Below are 22,322 nucleotides of genomic sequence, written 5' to 3'. Positions count from 1 at the left end.
CAGTTCGAGGCGCAGCTGGTGTGGATGGGCGAGCACGACATGCTGCCCGAGCGCCCGTACGTCTGCCAGATCGGCACGATGACGGTGCAGGCCCGCATCACCAAGCCGAAGTACAAGATCAACGTCAACACGCTCGAGCAGACGGCGACGAACACCCTCGCCCTCAACGAGATCGGCGTGTGCAACATCAGCTTCGACCGTCCGGTGCCGTTCGACGCCTACGCCGACAACCGGGACACGGGCGGGTTCATCCTGATCGACCGGCTGACCAACACCACGGTCGGTGCGGGCATGATCGCGCATTCGCTGCGCCGGTCGGACAACATCCACTGGCAGACGGTCGATGTGAACGACGAGGCCAGGACCGTGCTGAACGGTCACCGGCCGCAGATCGTCTGGTTCACCGGACTCTCGGGGTCGGGCAAGTCGACGATCGCGAACGAGCTCGAGCGTCGTCTCTACGGGCTCGGCGTCCGCACCTATCTGCTCGACGGCGACAACGTCCGCCACGGCCTGAACCGGGACCTCGGCTTCACCGAGGCCGACCGGGTGGAGAACATCCGCCGGGTCACCGAGGTCGCTCGGTTGATGGCCGATGCCGGTCTGATCGTGTTGGCGTCGTTCATCTCCCCGTTCCGGGCGGAGCGTGACGCGGCCCGCGAGCTGATCGGCGAGGACCGCTTCTGCGAGGTGTTCGTCGACACTCCGATGGACGTGGCGGAGGAGCGGGATCCCAAGGGGCTCTATCGCAAGGCGCGGCGCGGTGAACTCGTCAACTTCACCGGCATCGACTCCCCGTACGAGGAGCCCGAGTCCCCCGCGCTGCGCATCGACACCACGACGACGAGCCCCGCGGAGGCGAGCGCCCTGCTCGTGGACCTTCTGCGCAGCCGCGGCGTCATCGCCTGATCGCGGACGGTGTCGTCCGCCGTCTTCGCCGGTTTCCACTCCGTCCATGCAAGTTTCAACCCAACAAGAAGGAGAGTCCCCATGCCCAACCGTGACGAAGTCCGCTCTGCTGTCGAGACCTATGTCAAGTTGCTTGCCGTTCACGACACCGACGGCCTGATGGAGCTGTTCGCCGCGGACGCGGTCCAGCACGAACCTGTGGGTGTCCGGACCAACCGGGGTCACGACGAGATCCGGGCGTTCTTCGCCGAATCCGAGAACACACCGTTCACGGTCAGCCTGCTGACGCCCGTCACCGTCGTCGGCAAGTTCGCCGCAATGATGATGCGCGTCGAGCGCGAGGGTCTGAAGGACTTCGGCTCCACCGACCTGTTCGAGTTCGACGACGAGTGCAAGATCGTCTCGATCACCGCGGTGCCGGATATCAAGGCGCTCGTCGACTGATCTGCCGAGATGTCCGACGCAAGACCGGTTCAGTGGTCCCGCACCCGCTGCGGGGCCACTGAACCTTGCGAGCACCATCAGGTCTCGGGCCGGGTCACTGCTGAAGACTGCGATGACGGCTCCCAAGTGCACGGAGACTGCACAGTATTCGAGCGGACGCTCTGATTCCCGACACTCGAGGGTCGAGCGGATGACGATGATCCTCGACGCCTTCGGCCAACGGCATTGGCTATCGCGGTGGTTCGTTGTCCGAGCCATGCTCAGAGCGCGTCGGCCGACCGTCCTTCAACGGATCGGCGTGCGCCTGTTATCGGCAGCGTCCGACGGTGGTTGGGTCTCGGCGAGCCGCTTGATGTTGAGTAGTTGCCTTCTCGCCATGACGAGGTCCCCGACCGACAGGACAGGAGCCAGCCACCCGCACCCACTCATGACGACCTTCAGCAACAACCTGGTGTCTGAGCCGGCCGGGACGAGCACGTATGACATGACAGCACCCAGAATGGAACCGGTGTAGTGCACCTGCGTTTCCACCGACAACAGTCGCCCTCGCGGGCGGTTCGCCGTACTCGTGAAATGTTGACCGGGTGCCGGCGCAGGAATGGCGAGCAGCCGCTGTGGAGAGCGACGTCCCAAGTTGTCGATCCAGTCATAGGAATAGGGCGCCAGCTGGATCTGGGTGACCCAGGACCAGACCGCCGCTGGAGTCGCGTGCACGGTGACGCCTCGCCACGCCTGCAGATTCGGAGCGGGAACCACCTCGTCACACGGGTAGCGGCGAGTGACCTCATCGTCGGTCACACCCCAACGGTCGCCGAACATGCATCCCCTCCCGCCGCCACTACGTCCAAATCGGTCCAGTATGACTACCAAGCGGACCGATGATCTTGTCCTCATCCTCCAGTGGCGGTGCTGGTGCCGCAGATCGCACTCGCACAGCATGCGGCGGAGCTACGACATCCGGTTCGCTCGAACAGTCATCTTCGGTGCGACCTTCCCGACCTCGGCGGCAGCCACCGCCGGCTGCCAACTAGGTGTGGGCGATCTCGACCATCGACGTCACGTCGGTGATCTTGATGCGCGGGCGGCCAGATGCCTTGCCGCGGTCGCGCTCGGCCTTGTCGATGGCCTCCCAGCCCTTGTAGTCGACGACGTCGGGTTGGCGCTCGTGGATCAGCTTGTCGAGGTCCTTGCGGTCACCGGTCGGCTTGGCCAGATTCCCGGCGGTGAAGTCCTCGAGCAGCTTCGCCACGGTTTCCTTGGCGCACTTCTTGTTGGTGCCGATCGCGCCGGTCGGTCCGCGCTTGATCCAGCCCGCGGTGTACACGCCGGCCAGCGGCTCGCCTGAGGCCGGGTCGATCACCCGTCCGGTCTGGTTCGGGATGGTGCCGCGCGACTCGTCGAACGGGATGTCCGGCACCGGGGTGCCGCGGTAGCCGATCGAGCGCAGCACCAGTCCGGTCTCGATGGTCTCCGTCTGCTCGGTCGCCCGCGCCCGCAGCGTGCCGTCCTCCTCGAACAGCTCGTTGCGCGCGATGGTCAGCCCGGTCGCGTGTTCGGTGCCGAGCACCTCGGTCGGCGACGTCAGGAAACGCAGCACGATCCGTTTGTTCGCCGGGTTCGGGGTGCGCTCCGAGAACTCCTGCGCAACCGTCGTCTTGAGCACGATCGACGGCTCCGCGCCGGCGCTCTCGACCAGTGCCTGGCTGTGCGGGTCCAACACCATCTCGACCGGATCGACCACCACGTCCACACCCTTGAGGTGGCCGAGCGCGATCAGTTCCGGGTTGGTGTATGCGGCCTGTGCGGGACCGCGGCGGCCGAGCACGATCACTTCGCGAATGTTGCTCTTGCGCAGGGCCTCAAGGGCGTAACCGGCGATGTCGGTCCCGGCCAGCTCCTCCGGGTCCGTCACCAAGATGCGGGCCACGTCGAGCGCCACGTTGCCGGTCCCGACGATCACGGCGCGTTCGGCCGACAGGTCGAACTGCCGGCCCGCGTGGTCGGGGTGACCGTTGTACCAGGCGACGAACTCGGTGGCGGCGTGGCTGCCGGGCAGGTCCTCACCCGGCACCCCCAGGCGCCGGTCGCGGGACGCGCCGACTGCGTAGATCACCGCGTGGTGATGCGCCATCAACTCGTCGTGCGTGAGGTGCTTGCCGATCTCCACATTCAGGTGGAACGCGAACGACGGCTTGGACAGGGTCCACCGGAAGAGGTCGGTGACCATCTTGGTACCCGGATGGTCCGGCGCCACACCGGTGCGGACCAGGCCCCACGGGGTGGGCAGCCGGTCGAACATCTCCACCTCGACCGAGTTCCGACCCTGGGTGATCAGGTCGGCCGCGGCGTAGCAGGCTGCCGGTCCGGAACCGACGATCGCCACCCGCAGCGGCGCCTCCTCCTTGGGCACCGCCACCGGGATCATCGGCTCGAAGGCGCCCCGACCGGACGTCAGCGGGTGCTTCTCGAAGTACTCCGCGTTGATCGTCTGATACCGGGCGCTCACGGTGCTGAGCTGGTCTTCCGGGAAGATCGCACCCACCGGGCAGGCGTCCATGCAGGCCCCGCAGTCGATACAGGTGGTCGGCTCGATGTAGAGCATCTCCGTGGTGGTGTACTCCGGGTCGTCCGGGGCGGGACGGATGCAGTCCACCGGGCACACCTCGACGCACGAAGCGTCGTTGCAACACGCCTGGGTGATCACATAGGCCATGCGTCACACTCCCGGTTCGACGTGCAGGGCGGTGGGCCCGCGCAGCGCGGTGCCGATCTGGCCGGTGACCTTCGCTCGGCGGCGTCACCGTCCAGCGGATGCAGGTCCGGGAGCCGTTCGAGCAGACCCCTGGGCGCGGCGGGCGTCTCGGTCAACGCGAGCCAGTTGCCCAGGAAGGGTGGGGATCCGCCACCGAACGCGGTGGCGGGCATGACGTGCTTCGCGCCCCGGGGGAGCGCCGCGGGGTTCATGAGCTGACCGGGCCGGATGAGGGGAGTGCGACGGTGGTGCCGTCGTTGAGGTATCGGCAGTAGCCCTCGATGAGGTGGCGGCACTCGCCGCAACCGGTGCCCGCACGGGTCTTTGCGGCAAGCGCTGCCGGGGTGCGGGCGCCGGCGCGGAATGCGGCGGTGAGATGTTGTTTGGTCACCGAGTTGCATCGGCACACGATCGCCGCATCGGTCAGGTGTGCCGGGCGTGGGTCGACGTCGGGCGGGGCGCGGCCGAGCAGCAGACTCATCCGGTCTGCCGGTACCGGGGCGCCGGTGTCGAAGAGCTGGGTCAGCGTTCCCACCACGTCCGGGTTGCCGAGGGTCACGGCGCCGACCAGGCGGCCGTCACGGACGACGACTTTCGCGTAACGACCGCGGGTCGGATCGGCGATGGCGAGCACCTCGGCGTCGCCGCTGTGCAGGTCGGTGCCGACCTCGCCCATGGAGGCGAGGTCGATGCCGTGGGCCTTCAGCCGGGTTATACGCGTGCTGCCCCGGTAGCGGGCGCTGGTGTCAGTGCCGGTGAGGTGATTCGCGGCGACCGCGGCCTGGTCCCACGCCGGCTGTACCAGCCCGTACACGATGCCGCCGTGCTGTGCGCACTCGCCGATCGCCCACACGTGTGCGGCGCTGGTGTGCATGCGGTCGTCGACGACGATGCCCTTGCCGATCAGAAGGCCCGCGGCTCTCGCCAGCTCGATGCGGGGCCGGATTCCGGCGGTCAGCACAACCAGGTCGACAGGCACCTCGGTGCCGTCGTCGAGGATCAGGTGGCGGGCACCCGGCCGGTCGGCGGTGAGCATGGTCGCGAATCGGCCCAGCAGCACTGTCAGGCCGAGGGACCGCAGCACCCGGGTCAGGACCGCGGCGCCGGGCGGGTCGAGCTGGCGGTCCATCGGAAAATCGACCGGGTGGACCACGGTCACGTGTGCGCCGCGGATCAACAGCCCGCGTGCGGCTTCGAGGCCGAGTACCCCGCCGCCGAGGACGGCCACCCGGGTGCCCGACCCCACGGCGGCGATGATCGCCGTGCAGTCCTCGACGGTGCGGAAGGGCACCACGTCGGCGGCGAGGTCGCCGCCGGCGTCGAGGAGTCCGGCGACGGGAGGCAGGAAGGGGCTGCTGCCGGTGGCGAGGACCAGCTCGTCGTAGCCGACCGGCGAGCCGTCGCTGAGCAGGACTGTCTGCGCATACGGGTCTATCTCGGTGACGGTGACGCCCAGCCGGGCGGCGATGCCGCGGCTTTCGTACCAGCCGGTGGGGTGGAGGCGTGTGTCCTGGGTGGTGAGACCGCCGGCGAGGACGGTCGAGAGCAGGATGCGGTTGTAGGCCGGCTGGGGTTCGTCGCCGACGACCGTGATCGACACCCGGGTGCCGTCGGGGTCTCGGCGGCACAGGTCCTCGGCGAGCCGGGCGCCGGCCATGCCGTTGCCGACGATGACGGTCCGCCTCATCAGTCCGCCTCGAGGCGTACGGCGCAGGCCTTGAACTCGGGCATGGCGCTGGTCGGGTCCAGCTGTGGGTTGGTCATCAGGTTCGCCCGCCCCGGCCCGGGGTAGTGGAACGGTACGAACACCGTGTCTGGCCGCATGGTGACATCGCACCGCACTTGCGCGGTCATGCGGCCTCGGCGGCTGAGCACGTGTGCGGTTTGGCCGTCGCGCAGCCCGAACCGGGCGGCGGTGTCGGGGTGCACCTGGACGAAGACGTCGCCGGCGGCGGCGACCAGCTCCGGGATGCGACGGGTCTGCGTGCCGGACTGGTAATGCGCCGCGAGCCGTCCCGTGGTTGCGGTCAGCGGATAGTCGGGGTCGGTGGGTTCGGCGGGGCCGCGGTGTTCGACCGCGACGAACCGGGCACGTCCGTCCGCGGCGGCGAACCGGTCCAGAAACAGCCGGGGGGTGCCCGGGTGATCCGGAGCGTCCTCGGCGGTGGCGGGGCACGGCCAGTACAGGGCCTCTCCCGCCTCGAGTCGCCGGTAGCTGATCCCCGAGTAGTCGGCGGCGCCGCCGGCGGACGCGCGGCGAAGTTCCTCGAAAACCTGACCCGGGTCGGTGGGAAACCGCTCGGCCGGCTGACCGAGCCGCACCGCCAGGTCCGACCAGAGCCGCAGTTCGCTGCGCACCCCCACGGGCGGGTTCACGGCCCGCCGCCTCCGGAGCACGCGGCCCTCGATGCTGGTGGTGGTCCCCTCCTCCTCCGCCCACTGCAGCACCGGCAGCACCACGTCGGCCATCGCCGCCGTCTCCGACAGGAGGAAGTCGCCGACGACCAGCATGTCCAGCGCGCGTAGCCGGTCCTCGATGTGTGCGGCGTGCGGCGCCGAGACCACCGGGTTCGCCCCGTGCACCAGCAGCGCGCGCGGACCACCGTCGGCACCGAGCGCGTCGAGGAGCGCGTAGGCGCTGCGCCCCGGGCCGGGCAGGGCCTGCGGGGCGATGCCCCACACGGCCGCGACGTGGGCCCGCGCGGCCGGGTCGGTGATCTGTCGGTAGCCGGGCAGCTGATCGGCCTTTTGGCCGTGTTCGCGTCCGCCCTGTCCGTTGCCCTGACCGGTCAGGGTCCCGTAGCCGCTGCCCCGCCGGCCCGGCAGCCCCAGCGCCAACGCCAGATCGATGACCGCGCTGACGGTGTCGGTTCCGGTGGCGTGCTGCTCGGCGCCTCGGCCGGTGAGGACGTAGGCGCCGGTGTGCGCGCGCCTGGAGCGGGCCAGGATGTGCACAGCCCGGCGCATCCGCGACGCCGGCACCCCGGTCACCCGTTCGGTGCGCCCCGGCCACCACCGCGCAGCCGCCGGCCAGGCGGCGTCGAATCCGGCCGTGCGGGCATTTATGTATTCACGGTCGGCGAGCCCGTCGATGACCGCGAGGTGCATCAGCCCCAACGCCAGCGGAAGGTCGGTACCGGGGGAGAGCTGCAGGTGGATCCCGCCGCCGTCCTCGGCTCGGGCTGCGGTCGGGGTGCGTCGTGGGTCGACGACGATGAGCCCGCCGGCATCGGCGGCGGTCGTCAGATGCCCGAGCAGCGGCGGCATCGTCTCGGCGACATTGGCGCCGAACAGCATGATCGCCCGGGCGGCGCCCAGATCGGCCAGCGGGAACGGCAGCCCCCGGTCGAGCCCGAACGCCCTCGACCCCGCCGCCGCCGCGGACGACATGCAAAAGCGACCGTTGTAGTCGACGTTGGCGGTGCCGAGTGCGACCCGGGCGAACTTGCCCAGCATGTACGCCTTCTCGTTGGTCAGCGCCCCGCCGCCGAACACCGCGACCGCGTCAGGGCCGCCGACCCGTTGCGCCGCCCGCACACCGTCGGCCACCCGATCGAGCGCCCGCTCCCACGTGGTCGGGTACAGCCGGCCGCGGGCGCGGACCAGTGGGGCGGTGAGTCGGTTGGGGTGGCGCAGCAGTTCGGCACTGGTCCACCCCTTGTGGCACAGGCCGCCGCGGTTGGTCGGAAAGTCGCGTCCGGCCACGGCCGCGTCGGCGGCGCTGTTGCCGGTGACGGTCATGGCGCACTGCAGCCCGCAGTACGGGCAGTGCGTCGGCGTCGCGGCCGTCACGACGACACCCCGGCCGGACGGGCGGGCGAGCGCTCCATGCGTCGGTCATCCCCGTGTTCGGCGGCCCCGTCGGGGCGGGGGCGCCGGAACACGACGGCGGTGAGCGCGATACACAGCACGTAGAAGCCGGCGAACACCCAGAAAGCCATGGTTGCAGACCTGTCGGCACCGGCGTACGAGGCCCGCAGGACCAGGTTGATGCCGACCCCGCCGAGGCTGCCGATCGCTCCGGCCAGCCCGATCAGCGCGCCGGACATCGACCGTGACCAGGCGGCCGCCTCGTCGCGGCTGACCCCGCGCCGCCGCTCGGCCCGCTCGGCGAAGATCGCCGGGATCATCTTGTACACGGCGCCGTTGCCGAGTCCGGAGAGCACGAACAGCGCGATGAAACCGACAAGGTAGGCGGCGAACACACCGGCGCCGACCCCGCCGGGGGTGGTGCCGTGAGGGGTGCCCGCGAGCACCAGCACGCCGGCCGCGGCGGTCATCGCGGTGAAGCAGCACATGGTGACCCGGCCGCCGCCGTGGCGGTCGGCGAGCAGTCCGCCGATCGGCCGGGACACCGACCCGAGCAGCGGACCGAGGAACGCGATCTGCGCGGCATGCAGCGCAGCCCGCGCGGCGGTGGTCCCCGGGTTGGCAAGGAAGTCGAGTTCGAGCACCTGGCCGAACGCGAAGCTGAAGCCGATGAACGAGCCGAACGTCCCGATGTAGAGGAAGGCGACTGCCCAGGCGTCGGGGTACTGCAGGACCTCGATCATCCGGCGACCGGAGGCGTCCACGCCGTCGAGGTTGTCCATGAACAGCGCGGCGCCGAGGGCGGCCAGGCCGGCCAGCACCAGGTACACCGAGAGGATGATCGCCGGGGAGCGGTTGCCGACGGTCGCGACGACCAGCAGTCCGAACAGCTGGATGACCGTGACGCCCATATTGCCGCCACCCGCGTTCAGCCCGAGCGCCCAGCCCTTGAGCCGCTGCGGGTAGAAGGCGTTGATGTTGGTCATCGAGGACGCAAAGTTGCCCCCACCGAAGCCGGCGAAGGCCGCGATGACCATGAACGTGGTGTACGAGGTCCCGGGGTTGGCCATCGCGCGCATGGTCAGAACCAGCGGGATCAGGAGCACCAGCGCGCTGAAGACAGTCCAGTTCCGGCCACCGAACCGCGCGGTGGCCGTGGTGTACGGCACGCGCAGCACGGCTCCGACGAGGGTCGGCATCACGATCAGGAAGAACTTGCCCGCATAGTCGATGTGATAGACGTCGACGGGCATGAACAACACCATCACCGACCAGATCGACCACACCGAGAACCCGACGTGTTCCGCGATCACGGACCAGATCAGATTGCGGCGCGCGATCAGCCTGTTACCCAGCTCCCACGCTGCCGCATCCTCGGCGTCCCAGTCGACGATGTGGTGCCGCTTCGCCGGCGGGCGAAGCGGATCGCGGTCGATGCGTTCCACGAGGGTGGCCAGCGCCGCCTCTCGCCGGCGCTGGCCGTGCCGCCACCCGCCTGCGCTGGCCGTGCCGCCACTCGCCGGTGGCCGGCCCCGAGACCTCACCCCGCAGCACATCACGGGGGACCTGTGATGTCCGCCTGCGCGTCGGAACCGGGCCGGGCGTCCACCAGGAAATAGTTGCCGCCCCGCCGATGCTCGCCGGGTGTCCCGTCGGTGCGATTACGGGACGCCGGGATCAGCGCGGGAATGTGCCTGCTGCAGTGGATGTAGGCCTCTTCCACCTCGACGAGCACCCACCGCGCGGCCACCTGATCGGGGATCCGCGCGCGCGGCAGATCCGGATGACGTTCGCGCAGTGCGGCGTCGTTCACCAGAGTCGCGGAGCCGTTGATGTGCAAGCCGATCTGGTCGGTGACGAAGTCGACGAGCATCAGCCCCACGTGCGGGTTCTCCACGATGTTGCCCATGGACGCCATCACCCCGTTTCCCCGGTACTCGGGATAGGCGAGCAGGTCGGGTGCGAGGACACAGACGAACCCCGGCGGACCGCTGCGCAGTGACACATCGCAGGCGCCGGTGGCATCCGCGGTCGCGATGAACATGAGGTCGCGTTGCCCGACGAACGCGATCATCGCCGGGTTGAGGGAGGTGAGCATCTGCCTGGTATAGAAGCGCTCCGCGCGCTCCTCGGTACACAATTCGGCCTGCAGGATGTGCTCGCCGCGCGAGCCAGGCGTTCCGTTCATCGGCGTGCTCCTCGATGCTCCTCGCTCGTGTGCCCGAATCGCGGTGCCCGGACCCACTGGATACGGACGAGGGCGACATTCGGTTCACTTCCGAGAGAGGTGTCGGCTTCTCGCCGGGTCTCCGCGCGTGGCGTTGCCGGTCGCGGGGCCCGGTGGGGTTTCGGTGTTCAATTCCCGGTGCGAGTCGGCTTGCGCCACCCATGTTTCCCGTGGATGTCCGCTCGGGGTAGCCACCCTAGGTGTCGGTTTTCCCCCACCCCAGGGGTGAGGTTTCGGACCCGATCGGCCGACGAGCGACGCCCCGGGATCCGCCTGGGGACGTTGCGGCCCGGCGGCTCGGGGCCGACCGATCGACCGGACGGGACATCCGCCGCGGCACCACGATCCGAGGGACGCCGTGCCGCAGACCTACGGTCGGTGGTCGTGCCGGTGCGCACGCTGGCGCCGCACGAACCGTGCCCGGTGCCGTTCGAGGATGGCGTCGGACGCGGCCCGGATGCGGAGCTGCTCGCGGGCCAGGGCGTACCGGACGGCCAGACCATCGGTTACAGCGACGCATTCAGATCGAGGGCGGCCAGTTCGGCGCCCCGTCCAGTGGAACCTCGATGGGTGGTTTCGCTCGTGCTGCTACAGTGGCCGTCATGCAGCGCGCATATTTCTGGTTTAGCAGGCCGGCCCCGGGTGGGTCGGTCGGCGTAACCGCGCGCTGACCTCTCCACCCCGAGCCGGAACAGACCGGCTCGCGGATGCATTCAAGTCTCCTGGGTCGGCCTCCAACGAACAGCCGCCAAGAACAGGACGACGAATGACTCTCACGATCGACACCGCCCGCGATCTCGACGATCAGCGGACCATCTCGATCTCGCCACTGGCCCCGCCCGTCGAGATTCGGGGCGAGCACCCCGCCGCTGACGCCGTCGCCGCCACCGTGCGCGCCGGTCGCGCCGCCACGGTCGACATCCTCACCGGTCGGGACGACCGGCTGATGGTCGTGGTCGGCCCGTGCTCGGTGCACGACACCGAGGCCGCGCTCGACTACGCGCGCCGGCTCGCCGCGAAGGCCGAGGAGCACCGCGACAACCTGCACGTCGTGATGCGCGTGTACTTCGAGAAGCCGCGCACCACCCTCGGGTGGAAGGGGCTGATCAACGATCCGCACCTCGACGGCAGCTTCGACATCAACACCGGCCTGCGCATGGGCCGCAAGCTGCTCGTCGACATCACCGAGATCGGGCTGCCGGTCGGCTGCGAGTTCCTCGACCCGATCACCCCGCAGTACATCGCGGACCTGGTCAGCTACGGCTCGATCGGTGCCCGCACCGCCGCCAGCCAGGTGCACCGCCAGCTGTGCAGCGCGCTGTCCATGCCGGTCGGCATCAAGAACTCCATCGAGGGTGACGTGCAGGTCGCCGTCGACGGCACCCGTGCCGCCGGCGCCAGCCACGTGTTCCCCGGCACCGACCTCAACGGGCACTCCGCACTGATCCGCACGGTCGGGAACCCGGACTGCCACGTCATCCTGCGCGGCAGCAGCGCCGGCCCGAACTACGACCGGGAGTCCGTCGCGGACACCCTTGCGCGCCTTGCGAAGTCGGGCCTGCCGGAGCGGGTCGTCATCGACGCCAGCCACGGCAACAGCCAGAAGAACCACGAGCGTCAGGTCGACGTCGTCACCGACATCGCGTCCCGGATCGCGGACGGTGAGAAGGGTGTCGTCGGCATCATGCTGGAGAGCTTCATCGAGGCGGGCCGGCAGGACCTGACCCTCGGCAAGGCGGACGAGCTGACCTACGGCCAGTCCATCACCGATGCGTGCATCGACTGGAACACCACGGCGGCCCAGCTGGATCGGCTTGCCGAGGCGGTCGTCACCGCACGCCGCGCGTCCGGAACTGCACGCTGATCCGCGGGCCGGTGGGGCGCGTCGTCTTCGGGACGGCGTGCTCCCAGGTCCGCTGACAGGACCCGCCCATCACCAGCAGGTCGCCGTGGCCGAGGGAGAACCGGATCGTCTCTCCTCCACCGCCGCGGGGACGCAGCGTCAGCGGGCGGGCCTCGCCGAGCGAGAGGATCGCGACCATGGTGTCCTCGGTGGCGCTGCGGCCGATGGTGTCGCCGTGCCAGGCGACGCTGTCGGAGCCGTCGCGGTACCAGCACATGCCGGCGGTGGTGAACGGTTCGCCGAGTTCGGGTAGGTAGTGCGCGCTCAGTGCGTCCCGGGCGTCGGTAAGTATCGGGTCCGGCAGGGGCACGCCCTCGTCGTAGAAGCTCACCAGGCGGGGGACGTCGACCACGCGGTCGTACATCCGGCGGCGCTCGGCCCGCCACGGCACGGCGTCGGGTCGCGACGGATCGATCAGGTCGGTGAACACCCGCTCGGAGCCGGTGAGCCAACCGGGCCGCACGTCCACCCAGGCGCCCGCGGTCAGGATGCGACGCCGGATCGTCCCGCCGAGCGTCCCCAGGTGCGGGCCGCCGGTCGGGTCGTCGAACAGCGACGATTGCATCGCAACCTCCACGCGTCGGATCCTACACCCGAAATCGAACACTTGTTCGTAAAGCGCGGGTGAGTGCCCACGCGGATATGATCTGGATCACATAATGCTGTCGAGCGGATGGATCGAGGTATCCGGATGCGAATTGCGGATGTACTGCGCGGCAAGGGCCCGGCCGTGGTCACCGTGGACCCCGGCACCTCGGTCGACGCGCTGATCGGAGAACTGACCAGGCGAAACCTCGGAGCCCTGGTCGTCGTGCAGGAGAATTCGATGGTCGGCATCGTGACCGAACGCGACGTGGTGCACCAGATCCACCAGCGCGGGCCCGGCGTGCTGAGCGCCACGGTCGGCGAGATCATGACCCCGTCGGTGTTCACGTGCGCGCCGACGGACACCGTCGACAGCCTCGCCGCGACGATGACCGAGAGAAGGATCCGGCACCTGCCGGTGCTCGACGACGGCCGGCTGGTCGGCATCGTCAGCATCGGTGACGTCGTCAAGAGCCGGATCGACGAACTGCAGAGCGAACGGGACCAGCTCGAGGCCTACATCGACCGTCGCTGACCGTCCCGTGCGGCGGCAGCTCGGCCCCGTGGACTACGTCCGCTGATCGGGTTCGCGCGTGCTCAAAATCGCTGCCGCGGTGGCCGAGACCGTCCGGTCACCGTCCTCGACCAGTGCGACGAGCGCGTCCCGCGCCGCTGCGCCCGGAATCTCCGCCAGTGCCTGGGTGATCCGCAACCGTGTGGCGAGGTCGACCGTGCCGTCGAGCCTGTCCCGCATCGCCCCGACGATGGCGTCGTCCGAGGTCGACACCGCCGACAGGCGTCCAAGCACCTCGGCGGCCTCGACGTCGCTGCGCCCGTCGAAGACCATCTCGAGGAGGGCCGGGACCGCGTCGGCCCCGCCCCTCGTGCCGAGAGCGAGGGCAGCACGGTCGCGGACCGTGTCGTCCTCATCCCCGAGCGCCCGCCTCAACAGCACCGTCGCCTCCGCGGAGGGCAACGCCGCGATCGCCGACGTCGCACGCCGCCGGACGGCGACCACCTCCGAGTCGAGGCCGACGGCGAGATCGGCGAGGCCTCGGCCTGCCCTCGCCAGCGACCACTGCAGCGCGCCGGCCACATTGGGGTCGTCCTCCGTCAGGGCCGCCAGGGCCAGCGCTTCGACGGGCAGCCCCGCACTCCCGTCGTGCGACAGGATCGCCTGCTGCCGGTGGGCCCCGGATTCCGATTCGAGCGCCCGCAGCAGCGCGACGAGGTGCAGCACGTCCGCCCACTCTGCGGGCCCGGCCGCGTCGACGTGCTCGAGCCGCGTGAGCAGTTCCTCCTCGGCGGCAATGCGTGCTCGTGTGTGCCGGATGAGGTTGCCCACCAGCTCGGCCGGCGCGAAGCCGGGCTCGTCCAGCGCGCGGCCGACGTCGTGCAACGACAGCCCCAGCGTCCGCAGGCTCTCGACGTGGAAGAGGCGACGGATGTCGTCGGCGGAGTACTCGCGGTAGCCGCCGGACGTGCGCCCCGTCGGCGTCACCAGTCCGAGCGCGTCGTAGTGGCGCAGCATGCGCGTGCTGACGCCGCAGCGCCGCGAGACCTCACCGATCAACATCGCGTCTCCTCCTCATGCGTCCGGACCCGCCGCGGCAACGCGTTTCGCCAACTCGAGCGAGAGGGTGAACCCGCTGTCGGGGTCGTGGCAGAGCCGCTCGGTGGCCTCCGCATGCGCGCGAACCCGCGGATCGGGACTCGTCGCAGCGGCGTCCAGGACCGGGAGGACGACCTCCCCGAGTCCCACCAGCGCGCGGCTGAGGCTGAGCTGCATGTCGCGGTCGCCCCGGCCCAGCTCCGACGCCAGGTCGGCCGCGAGCCCGCCCTCTGCGCCGGGCGGCACGAGCGCGACGGCGGCCCGCCAGGCGCTGCGCGCGACCTCGTCGTGCCCGTCGTGCAGCAGCTCCGCCACCGCGGGCCAGGCCCGCCGGTCTCCGATCTTGGACAGGGTGTGCAGCGCCTGACTGCGCGCCTGGTCGACGTCGGTCCCGAGCTCGTCGAGCAGCCGCGGCACCGTGTCCTCGGCGGGCATCCGGCACAGCGCCCAGGTCAGCATGTCGCGGACGAAGAAATCCGGTTCGACGGCGCACCGGGCGACGAGCGTCTCCGTGAGACGCGGGTCGCGGTCCGTACCCGCCGTCAGCGCCGCCCGCAGCCGGGCCGACGGGTGGTCATCGGCCAGAGCAGTGACGAGGTGAGTGTTCGACCCACCGTGGTTGATTGCGTTCATCGTCAACCACCTCCTTCGCCGATCACTCCACTCCTTGTCACTGTGTCAGGGTCAAGTGTCGGTGTCGGGGACGAAGGATGCACGTTGCCCCGCACCGTGCGGTGCGGGGCAACGGGTGACATCACGCCAGGAACTTGAGCGCCAGGTCGTTGAAGCGCCCGGCGTGCTCGTGCTGCGGCCAGTGACCGCACTCGGCGAACACCTCGAGCTGCGACCCGGGGATGGATTCCTGCATGCGGTTCGCCTCGGGCACGTCCCCGAACGGGTTCTGCGCACCCCACACGATCAGCGCCGGGGCGGTGATGCGGGCCATCTGTTCCGGTGACAGCAGATCGACGGTGCGGTTCTCCATCTTCTGCAGGCACAGCAGCTCGTCGATCCCGGCGACGAACGCCGGACGGTGGTAGATGGTGTGCCGGACGTCGACGAGTTCGTCGGTGACATTGACCGGATCGTGCATCAGCAGCTCGAGGCGCTGCCGGGTGAGGCCGCGGTCGTCGCTGGCGACCGCCGCGGCCGTGCTGGTGCGAATGCGTTCCATCACTTGAGGATTGGCGACGGTGCCGCCGGGTGCGACGAGCACGATCCGGCCGACCCGGTCGGGATGGTCCGCGGCGAGTCGTGCGGCGACCCATCCGCCGAGGGATTCCCCGATGAAGTGGGCGCGTTCGATGCCCCGGCTGTCGAGGTAGGCGAGGACGTGCTCGACGTACCGCGGGATGCGCAGGTCGCCGCCCGGGTTCTCGGTGTAGCCGTGGCCGAGCATGTCGAGCGCATGCACCTGGAAGTGCTCGGCGAACACCGGGATGTTGCGGACGAACGCCTCGAGATGTCCGCTTGTGCCGTGCAGCATCACGACGGCGTCCGCGTTGTCGTGGCCGGCGCGGAGTACACGCGTCGCGGCGCCACCCACGGGGGCGTGCGAGATCTCGAACGAGGTGCCGGCAAGGTCGGTCCAGATGGTCATCGGTGGGTCTCCTCGGTGGTGGTGGGGGTGAGCAGGCTGACGCCCATGCCGGTGAGCCAATTCGGCACCGCGCCATAGGCGAGGGTCCGGCCCGACACGGGTCCGGGCACCGACAGCGCCGCGGTCATCGCGATCCAGGCCCGCAACTCGTGGGCACCGTTACCGGCCTCCTTCTCGAGTCGTTCGTCGGACCATTCGAGCAGGGGCGTGACGTCGCCGGTTTCGAGCAGATTCAGGAACCACTGGTCGAACCCGTCGTTGATGTCGGGCTCGGCGGCCCGGATGATCTGCCGCCGCCGCACCTCGTATTCGCTCCACGACGTGCGGCCGTTGAGCCACGCCTCGACGAGGAAACGGTCGTCATCCGACAGCGCCGCAAACCATTTCGGCCAGGGAAGCCGGTGCGAGAGTCCACCGGAGGCGATGACGGCGACCCGCCGGTCCGCGCCGTCGCCGTTGATCGCGGCGCCGATGACGCGACCGAGGTCGTGGCAGCGCCACAGCGAGGGCAGGGGAGGGGCGAACATGTTGATCACGACCGGCACGATCGGGATGTCGAGCGCGGGAACCAGGTGCTGCAGCGAGTGCGTGATGCCGTGGTCGACGGTCAGGCGCAGCGAGAACGCCGGATCGAAGTCCGCCGCGACCAGTCCGTCCACGACGGTCCGGGCGAGGTCGGTGTCCACGGGGAGCGGCCCGCCGGGTGTCCCGGCCTCGCCGGCGCCGAGCACCTCGCCGACACCGACCGTGAACGCGGGCATGAGGTCGAGGAACATTCCGCGGAAGTGGTTGGAGCCGAGGATCACGATGGCATCGGGCCTCGCCGCGGCGAGCGCGTCCCGCGCCGCCGCGAGACCGTCCCGGAAGGTGTGCGCCTCGGGGAGGTGGTCGACCTCGTCCCAGTGCGTGTTCATCAGGGTGCTGTGCGAGGCACCGATCCCCAGTACGAGTTCACTCATCGGTTGCCTTCTCGGTCGTGGGGTGAGCGTGGGTGGTGACGGCGATCGCGGTGTGCACGATGGCCTTGGTCAGGCGCAGCGCCTCCCGGAGATCGACGACGTTCATCCCGGATGGAAAGTCCAGCGCGAGTGGCGCGTCCGCGCCGATCCGGTCCATCCCGATCCGGGCCGTGGGGATGCCGCGGGAGCGGAGGATGTTCGCGTCGGTGGCGCCACTGTTCGCCACGATCGGCTCGTGCGGGCGCCCCTCGAGTGACTCCCACGCGTCCTTGGCGGCCGCGACCACCGGTGCATCCGGGGGCGTCCCGGTGCCGGGGATCGACAGCACCATGTCCCACTCGACGTCGAGGCCGGGATGCCGCTCGACGATCGCGGCGATGGCGGCACCGAACTCGCGACGAACGTCGTTCGGATTCGCGCGGGGATTGGTGCGGAGATCGACCCTGATCCGGCACAGGGCGGGGGTGACGGCCGCCATGCGGGGCCATCCGCCCTCAATCGACGACACGATGCCCTGCGGGGCCACCAGGCCGTCGGTGTGCCGCCGCGCGTACTCGGGGAACCATCGCTCGAGTCCGGAGACGACGGTGGCAGCGGCGTCGATCGCGTTGCGGTAGGGCATGCGGTGCCGGCTGCCGACGTAGGTGTACGTTCCGCGGACCCGGATCTCGAACCAGCACAGGCCGACCTCCTCCCAGGTGACGGCCCAGCCGGGTTTCGCGATCAGGGCGTGGTCGGCCCACCAGCCCTGCTCGAGCATGAACGAGCAGCCGACACCCTGTCCCGTGTTGTGCCGCGTCGAACCCCGAGTGAGGCGGCCGTTGGTGGGCATGCCGCCCGCGCCGAGGCCGACAATCAGGTCACCGCGGAGTGGAATGCCTGCTCGTGCAATCGCTTCGGCGGCGGCCACCACGGCTGCCGCGTGCCCCTTCGGGTTACTGGCGCCGAGTCCGAGAACATGGTTGCCGTGCACCTCGGCGCGGGGGCGCATGTCGGCGCGGAGGTCCGGGCCGATCCACGGCACGTCCTCGTCGGGATCGCCGACGGTCAGGGTGTCGATGGGTGCGTAGAGGAGAAGATCGTCTCCGCTGCCGTCACCACGCAGGCGCCCGACGGCGTTGGCCTGACGGTCGTCGAGGGGTTGGAAGTGTGCTTCCAGACCGGACGCGGCGAGGGTGTCGGTGAGCCATCCGGCGAGTTCGGCTTCCTCGCCGGTCGGGCTGGGGATGTCGACCATGCCGACGACGAGCTCGCGTAGTCGCGCACCGTCGATCGCCGAGCATGCCCGGTCGACCCAGGTGCGCTGCAGTTCGGTGAGCACGGTCATCGCCTCGCCTGAACGGTGCGCACGGTGGTTCCGCGACCCAGTCTGGCGATGAGGTGGGTCCGTTGCGCCACGACGATGAGGGCGGCGAGCAGGGTGAGCGGGACTGCGATACGGGAAAGCATGAGAACAACTCCTGTCGGTACGCAAATGCGTCGGTTGCACTGTCTGCGTGCGTATTTCCCGACGTTCAATATTCCGTACTAAGTACGGTACCTAATATCGGCCGGATCGGAAACCGGAGACGCGAACCGGGTCGTGGTCGAGGAACGCGTCGGCCAGCGCGGCGACCAGGTCCGGCCGCTCGGCCTGTGGATGATGCGCGGTGCCCGCGAGGACGGCGAGATCGCCGCGCGGCAGGGCGTCGGCCACTGCGGCCGCGTAGTCGGGGCCGGCGAACGGATCGTGCCGGCCCCACACCACGAGCGTCGGGGAGCGGACGCCCGCGAGGTGGTCCGTGAGATCGTCCGCGGGTGCGGGAGTGGTCCCGGTGGACCAGCGGAGTGGCGACAGGCTCGACCGGTATCGTGCCGCGACCGTGTCGGCCGGGATGCGCGTCGCGTCATGCCATTCCAGCGTGGTCAGCAGTTTGCGCATCTTTCCCTCGCTGGGGCCGGAGCCGCCGTAGTAGTGCGTTCGGATGCGTGCGGCGAGACCAGAATCCCGGGTGAGGTCGCGGCGTCCCCCGGGGGCGGGGGACGGCTGGCTCCCGATGACCACCATGCGGCGGACCGTCTCCGGATGCTCGGAGGCGAGGCGCAGCGCCACGGACCCGCCGAGCGACTGCGCGAGGACGTCGACCCCGGTCAGGTCCAGCTGCGCCAGCAGTCGAGAGACCGCGTCCGCGGCCACACCCGTCGCGGGAGTGTCCGAGTGGCTTGCCGCCGCCGACCCGCCGTAGCCGGGTAGGTCGATCCAGAGCCAGCGGCGGCGGCCACGGGTCAGGACGTCATGGAAGTCGGACGTGGCGTGGCAGCCCGGTCCGCCGCCGTGGAGGACGACGGTGACCGGTCCGCCGCGCGCGCCGGCCCACCCGTGGTGCAGCGGCTGATCGACGGCGAACTCAGTGTCCGACAAGGCGTTCGGTCGGCTGGACCGCGGGTGCCTGCTGTTCGATGTGACGACGCCACGCCGAGATCGACAGGTCGGGCCGGTAGAGCTGCTCCGGCGGGGCGTCGGTGACGTCGACCATCCAGGCGTCCTGCCGGGTGAACTGGCCGTGGAAGAGCCACCGGAACGCCGCCAGGTACTTGGCCTTGAATGCCAGTGCGGTTCGGCCCTTCTCGAAGCGCACCATCAGCTGCACGTAGCGGACGTGGTCGGCGTCGACGGGGACGTACCACTCGTAGTGGATGAACTTGGGGTACGCGACGCGCAGCAGGCCCGGCATCCGGATCGAGACGAACCCGGGGATGTCGAGGGAGTCGATGACGGGGTTGGCGTCACCGTTCTTGCCGGGATGGTCGGGCAACGGGATCCGCTTCCACCACCGCTTGTTGGTGAACTTCCCGACCCCCGGGAAGTCGGCCTCCCAGTGGATGGCGTCCTGCACGCGGACGAGCCAGCCGTCCTTCTCGACGATGCGGGTCTCGTTCCAGGCCGGCATCACCTTGAACAGGCGCCACAGTGCGGTGTTGTGCAGATACTTGGCGTGGCCCTCGTCGAATCCGTTCTCGGCGGCGAAGCGCCAGTTGCCGTTCCGCACCTCGTTGCGGCCGCCGAGGACGAGGGTGTTCTCGGTGAGCTCACGCGGGATGTCGCGCTCGACGGGCGGCGGGGTCTCGCCGTCGGCCACGTCACCGATGTAGACCCACAGGAGGCCGAGGCGTTCCTCGACGGGGTAGGTGGCGACCGATGCCTTCCCGCAAATGGGGCTGTCGGGTCCGTCGGTGAGGACCGCCTTGAGCTCGCCGGTCTCGAGTCCGAACGTCCAACCGTGGTACGCGCAGCTGATGGTGCCGGGGTACTGGCGCCGCCCCAGCGACAGCGGGACACCACGGTGCGGGCAGCGGTCGTGCAGGCCGCGGACGGTGTCGCCGTCGCGGACCAGGACGACGCGCTCACCGGCGAGGGTGATCGGCACGGGCTTCTCCTGGACCTGATGCGCCCAGATCGTCGGGTACCAATAGTTGCGCAGGCCCACGGTCGCTGCGTTGTAGACGGGCCACGACGTCCAGTCGGTTCCACCCTGCACCGGGGGACCGGACTGCGGCGCCTCCGGCTTGCGGCCGCGCGGGAGGCGGGCGCGGGGGGCACGCCGGGGTGCGGCGTCGGGTGTCGGGTCGGCAGTCGTACTCACAATTGCTCCAAACGGTCGGGTCGTGCAGCCGAGTGGCTGCGGCGAGAGATGAGATTCAGAGGTCCAGCACGAGTTCGGGGGTCCGTGCACGTGACACGCACGGCATGAGGGCGTCCGTCCGGTCGTCGTCGGTCAGCGAGTCGCGATGAAGCGGCACACCGGCGAGCACCTTGGTCTGGCAGCTTCCACACACGCCGTCGCGGCACGCGCTCGGGAGAACGATTCCGGCGTCGTCGAGCGCGTCGAGCGCGGACCGGTTTGCGGGCACGGTGACCCGGATACCGGAGCGATCCAGGATCAGGTCGAACGGTGTCAGGTCGTCCTCGTCCTCGCGTGTCGCGGCTGCGAAGCGCTCGACGTGCAGCGTCCCGGCGGGCCACGACGCCGATACGTCCTCGACCGCGTCGATCAGCTCTTCCGGACCGCAGCAGTAGACCGCCGTCGCGTCGTCGGGCGCGTCGAGCACGGTCGACAGGTTCAGCCGCCCCAGTTCCGCGGACGGGTGGACGGTCACCCGGTCGCCGTAGGCGGCGAGTTCGTCGAGGAAGGCCATCGAGTCGCGTGATCGGCCGCAGTACACCAGCCGCCACTGGCTGCCCGCGGAGTGCAGGCGCCGGATCATGGGCAGCAGCGGCGTGATGCCGACACCACCCGCGACGAGGAGGTAGCGCTCGGCGTCGACGAGTTCGAAGTGGTTGCGCGGACCCCCGACCTCGACCAGGTCCCCGGGACGCAGCTCCTCGTGCACGTAGCGCGACGCGCCGGCCGACTGCGGGTCCTTCAGTACCGCGATGCGGTAGCAGTGCCGCTGTTCGGGTTCGCCCACCAGTGAGTACTGACGGACGTGGTCCGGCAGCCCGAGGTCGACGTGCGCGCCCGGTTCCCACTCGGGGAGCAGCCGGCGCTGGGGGTCGGCCAGCTCGATGGAGAGAACTCCGTCGGATTCCCGTCGTAGAGCTACGACTTCGAGATCGAGAACCCCTGTGTCCGTGGTCATTTTGTTCCCTTCGGCAAGTTCCGTACTAAGTACGGTACCGAATACGAGGGCGTTGCGAAACCTGGGAGGCGAATTTGATCGGAATGCCACTGCGGCGGTCCGTCGGGGGTCCGGTACCGTAGGGCTCGTCGAGAGACCCGAGGAGACCCATGGTTCGGCAGCAGAAGCGATCCCCTCGCCCGCTCACGCCCGAGCGGATCATCGAGGCGGCTCTCGCCATCTGCAACACCGAAGCGGACCTCGACCGCCTCACCGTCCGGCGACTCGCGGCCGAACTGGGCGTCGGAGTGATGACGCTCTACGGCTACTTCCGCAGCAAGGACGAGATCCTCGATGCGATGGCAGACCACGTACTCGGCCGGATGACGTTGCCCGATGAACCTGACGAGGATCCCGCCGAGGCGATCCGTACCGTCGGTCGTTCCTTCCTGTCCACCATGCGCGACCAGCCCGCGGTGGTCCGCCTGTTCGCGACTCGTGTGACCGACAGTCAGACGGCGCTGCGCGGCGCGATGGAAGCGGTGCTGAAGCGGCTCGTCGACGCCGGTGTTCCGGGGTCGATTGCGGTGCGCTGCTACGGATTCCTCATCACGTACGCGATCGGATTCGCGAGCTACCAGGCGCCGCGGCAGTGGGGGCAGTCGACCGCAGAGGATGCGGACGAGCAGCGTCGTCAACGCCGTCATTACTACGCCGGGCTCCCGATCGAGGAGTTCCCGCTGGTGGTCGAGTATGCCGGCGAGGTCGTCGATCTGGCGTCCGACGCCCAGTTCGATGCCGGACTCGAGGCGTTCATCGACAGCACGATCCGCGAGATCGAGCGCGTCGCCCCGCGCTGACCCGGCCGTCGTTTCCGGGGCGACCGCCGACCTGCGCGCGCCTGCGGCTTCGGTCTTCGCGG

General features: G+C 69.7%; 21 protein-coding genes. 5 read left to right on the top strand and 16 right to left on the bottom strand.

The window, feature by feature from the left end:
• The coding region (cysC, locus tag ACWEPG_RS08610; RefSeq protein WP_452594250.1) for an adenylyl-sulfate kinase at nucleotides 1–909 on the top strand (909 nt) is incomplete at its 5' end.
• An 81-nt stretch (nucleotides 910–990) separates the two neighbouring features.
• On the top strand, nucleotides 991–1,353 hold the full coding sequence (locus ACWEPG_RS08605; protein WP_450115171.1) for a nuclear transport factor 2 family protein: 363 nt from the start codon (nucleotides 991–993) through the stop codon (nucleotides 1,351–1,353).
• Nucleotides 1,354–1,638: 285 nt separating this feature from the next.
• On the opposite strand, the gene ACWEPG_RS08600 is transcribed toward ACWEPG_RS08605, so the two are convergent.
• The 6 genes from ACWEPG_RS08600 to ACWEPG_RS08575 form a co-directional block, all read right to left on the bottom strand.
• The gene (locus tag ACWEPG_RS08600; RefSeq protein WP_452594249.1) at nucleotides 1,639–2,151 is read right to left on the bottom strand and encodes a polyketide cyclase; all 513 of its coding nucleotides are present in this window, start codon (nucleotides 2,149–2,151) and stop codon (nucleotides 1,639–1,641) included.
• A gap of 229 nt (nucleotides 2,152–2,380) precedes the next feature.
• Nucleotides 2,381–4,066 carry a 4Fe-4S binding protein gene (locus ACWEPG_RS08595; protein ID WP_452594248.1) on the bottom strand — a complete coding sequence of 562 codons (1,686 nt, stop codon included), beginning with the start codon at nucleotides 4,064–4,066 and terminating at the stop codon, nucleotides 2,381–2,383.
• Between the two features lie 247 nt (nucleotides 4,067–4,313).
• Nucleotides 4,314–5,792 carry an FAD-dependent oxidoreductase gene (locus ACWEPG_RS08590; RefSeq protein WP_452594247.1) on the bottom strand — a complete coding sequence of 493 codons (1,479 nt, stop codon included), beginning with the start codon at nucleotides 5,790–5,792 and terminating at the stop codon, nucleotides 4,314–4,316.
• Nucleotides 5,792–7,897: a molybdopterin oxidoreductase family protein gene (locus ACWEPG_RS08585; RefSeq protein ID WP_452594246.1), complete on the bottom strand. Its 2,106-nt coding sequence runs from the start codon at nucleotides 7,895–7,897 to the stop codon at nucleotides 5,792–5,794. The genes ACWEPG_RS08590 and ACWEPG_RS08585 overlap by 1 nt, the downstream gene beginning before the upstream one ends.
• Nucleotides 7,894–9,372 (bottom strand): nitrate/nitrite transporter, encoded by a 1,479-nt coding sequence (locus ACWEPG_RS08580; RefSeq protein WP_452594263.1) that lies wholly within the window; start codon nucleotides 9,370–9,372, stop codon nucleotides 7,894–7,896. The genes ACWEPG_RS08585 and ACWEPG_RS08580 overlap by 4 nt, the downstream gene beginning before the upstream one ends.
• Nucleotides 9,373–9,470: 98 nt before the next feature.
• Nucleotides 9,471–10,103: a pyridoxamine 5'-phosphate oxidase family protein gene (locus tag ACWEPG_RS08575; protein ID WP_452594245.1), complete on the bottom strand. Its 633-nt coding sequence runs from the start codon at nucleotides 10,101–10,103 to the stop codon at nucleotides 9,471–9,473.
• 805 nt (nucleotides 10,104–10,908) lie between these two features.
• Between ACWEPG_RS08575 and ACWEPG_RS08570 the strand changes: the two genes are divergently transcribed.
• Nucleotides 10,909–12,006, top strand: coding sequence for a 3-deoxy-7-phosphoheptulonate synthase (locus ACWEPG_RS08570; RefSeq protein ID WP_452594244.1), 1,098 nt, complete (start codon nucleotides 10,909–10,911; stop codon nucleotides 12,004–12,006).
• Here ACWEPG_RS08570 and ACWEPG_RS08565 read toward each other — a convergent pair.
• The gene (locus ACWEPG_RS08565) at nucleotides 11,972–12,610 is read right to left on the bottom strand and encodes an alpha-ketoglutarate-dependent dioxygenase AlkB (RefSeq protein ID WP_452594262.1); all 639 of its coding nucleotides are present in this window, start codon (nucleotides 12,608–12,610) and stop codon (nucleotides 11,972–11,974) included. The two genes, ACWEPG_RS08570 and ACWEPG_RS08565, sit on opposite strands and share 35 nt — an antisense overlap.
• 126 nt (nucleotides 12,611–12,736) lie before the next feature.
• Between ACWEPG_RS08565 and ACWEPG_RS08560 the strand changes: the two genes are divergently transcribed.
• A complete protein-coding gene (locus ACWEPG_RS08560; RefSeq protein WP_450115179.1) occupies nucleotides 12,737–13,165 on the top strand; it encodes a CBS domain-containing protein in 429 nt (142 codons plus the stop codon).
• Between the two features lie 33 nt (nucleotides 13,166–13,198).
• Here the strand turns inward: ACWEPG_RS08560 and ACWEPG_RS08555 are convergent, their stop codons facing one another.
• From ACWEPG_RS08555 to ACWEPG_RS08515, 9 genes are all read right to left on the bottom strand, one after another.
• The gene (locus ACWEPG_RS08555; RefSeq protein WP_452594243.1) at nucleotides 13,199–14,206 is read right to left on the bottom strand and encodes a MerR family DNA-binding transcriptional regulator; all 1,008 of its coding nucleotides are present in this window, start codon (nucleotides 14,204–14,206) and stop codon (nucleotides 13,199–13,201) included.
• Nucleotides 14,207–14,218: 12 nt separating this feature from the next.
• Complete coding sequence (locus ACWEPG_RS08550; RefSeq protein WP_452594242.1) at nucleotides 14,219–14,875, bottom strand: HEAT repeat domain-containing protein; 657 nt, start codon at nucleotides 14,873–14,875, stop codon at nucleotides 14,219–14,221.
• A 121-nt stretch (nucleotides 14,876–14,996) separates the two neighbouring features.
• Nucleotides 14,997–15,842 carry an alpha/beta fold hydrolase gene (locus ACWEPG_RS08545; RefSeq protein WP_450115182.1) on the bottom strand — a complete coding sequence of 282 codons (846 nt, stop codon included), beginning with the start codon at nucleotides 15,840–15,842 and terminating at the stop codon, nucleotides 14,997–14,999.
• On the bottom strand, nucleotides 15,839–16,801 hold the full coding sequence (locus ACWEPG_RS08540; RefSeq protein WP_450115183.1) for a DODA-type extradiol aromatic ring-opening family dioxygenase: 963 nt from the start codon (nucleotides 16,799–16,801) through the stop codon (nucleotides 15,839–15,841). The genes ACWEPG_RS08545 and ACWEPG_RS08540 overlap by 4 nt, the downstream gene beginning before the upstream one ends.
• The gene (locus ACWEPG_RS08535; RefSeq protein ID WP_452594241.1) at nucleotides 16,794–18,128 is read right to left on the bottom strand and encodes a M20 family metallopeptidase; all 1,335 of its coding nucleotides are present in this window, start codon (nucleotides 18,126–18,128) and stop codon (nucleotides 16,794–16,796) included. Before ACWEPG_RS08535 ends, ACWEPG_RS08540 begins: the two co-directional genes overlap by 8 nt.
• On the bottom strand, nucleotides 18,125–18,250 hold the full coding sequence (locus ACWEPG_RS08530) for a hypothetical protein (protein ID WP_452594240.1): 126 nt from the start codon (nucleotides 18,248–18,250) through the stop codon (nucleotides 18,125–18,127). The genes ACWEPG_RS08535 and ACWEPG_RS08530 overlap by 4 nt, the downstream gene beginning before the upstream one ends.
• 91 nt (nucleotides 18,251–18,341) lie before the next feature.
• On the bottom strand, nucleotides 18,342–19,202 hold the full coding sequence (locus tag ACWEPG_RS08525) for an alpha/beta fold hydrolase (RefSeq protein ID WP_452594239.1): 861 nt from the start codon (nucleotides 19,200–19,202) through the stop codon (nucleotides 18,342–18,344).
• Nucleotides 19,189–20,424, bottom strand: a complete 1,236-nt coding sequence (locus ACWEPG_RS08520; protein ID WP_450115187.1) for a Rieske 2Fe-2S domain-containing protein — start codon at nucleotides 20,422–20,424, stop codon at nucleotides 19,189–19,191. The genes ACWEPG_RS08525 and ACWEPG_RS08520 overlap by 14 nt, the downstream gene beginning before the upstream one ends.
• 55 nt (nucleotides 20,425–20,479) lie before the next feature.
• A complete protein-coding gene (locus tag ACWEPG_RS08515; protein ID WP_452594238.1) occupies nucleotides 20,480–21,421 on the bottom strand; it encodes a PDR/VanB family oxidoreductase in 942 nt (313 codons plus the stop codon).
• Nucleotides 21,422–21,570: 149 nt separating this feature from the next.
• Here ACWEPG_RS08515 and ACWEPG_RS08510 point away from each other — a divergent pair, with 149 nt between their 5' ends.
• Nucleotides 21,571–22,260, top strand: coding sequence for a TetR/AcrR family transcriptional regulator (locus ACWEPG_RS08510; protein ID WP_452594237.1), 690 nt, complete (start codon nucleotides 21,571–21,573; stop codon nucleotides 22,258–22,260).
• Nucleotides 22,261–22,322: the final 62 nt, after the last annotated feature.

It is taken from the genome of Rhodococcus sp. NPDC004095, from assembly GCF_053604015.1.
The sequence above is the reverse complement of the archived record's forward strand: the minus strand, read 5'-3'. Positions and strand labels throughout refer to the sequence as shown.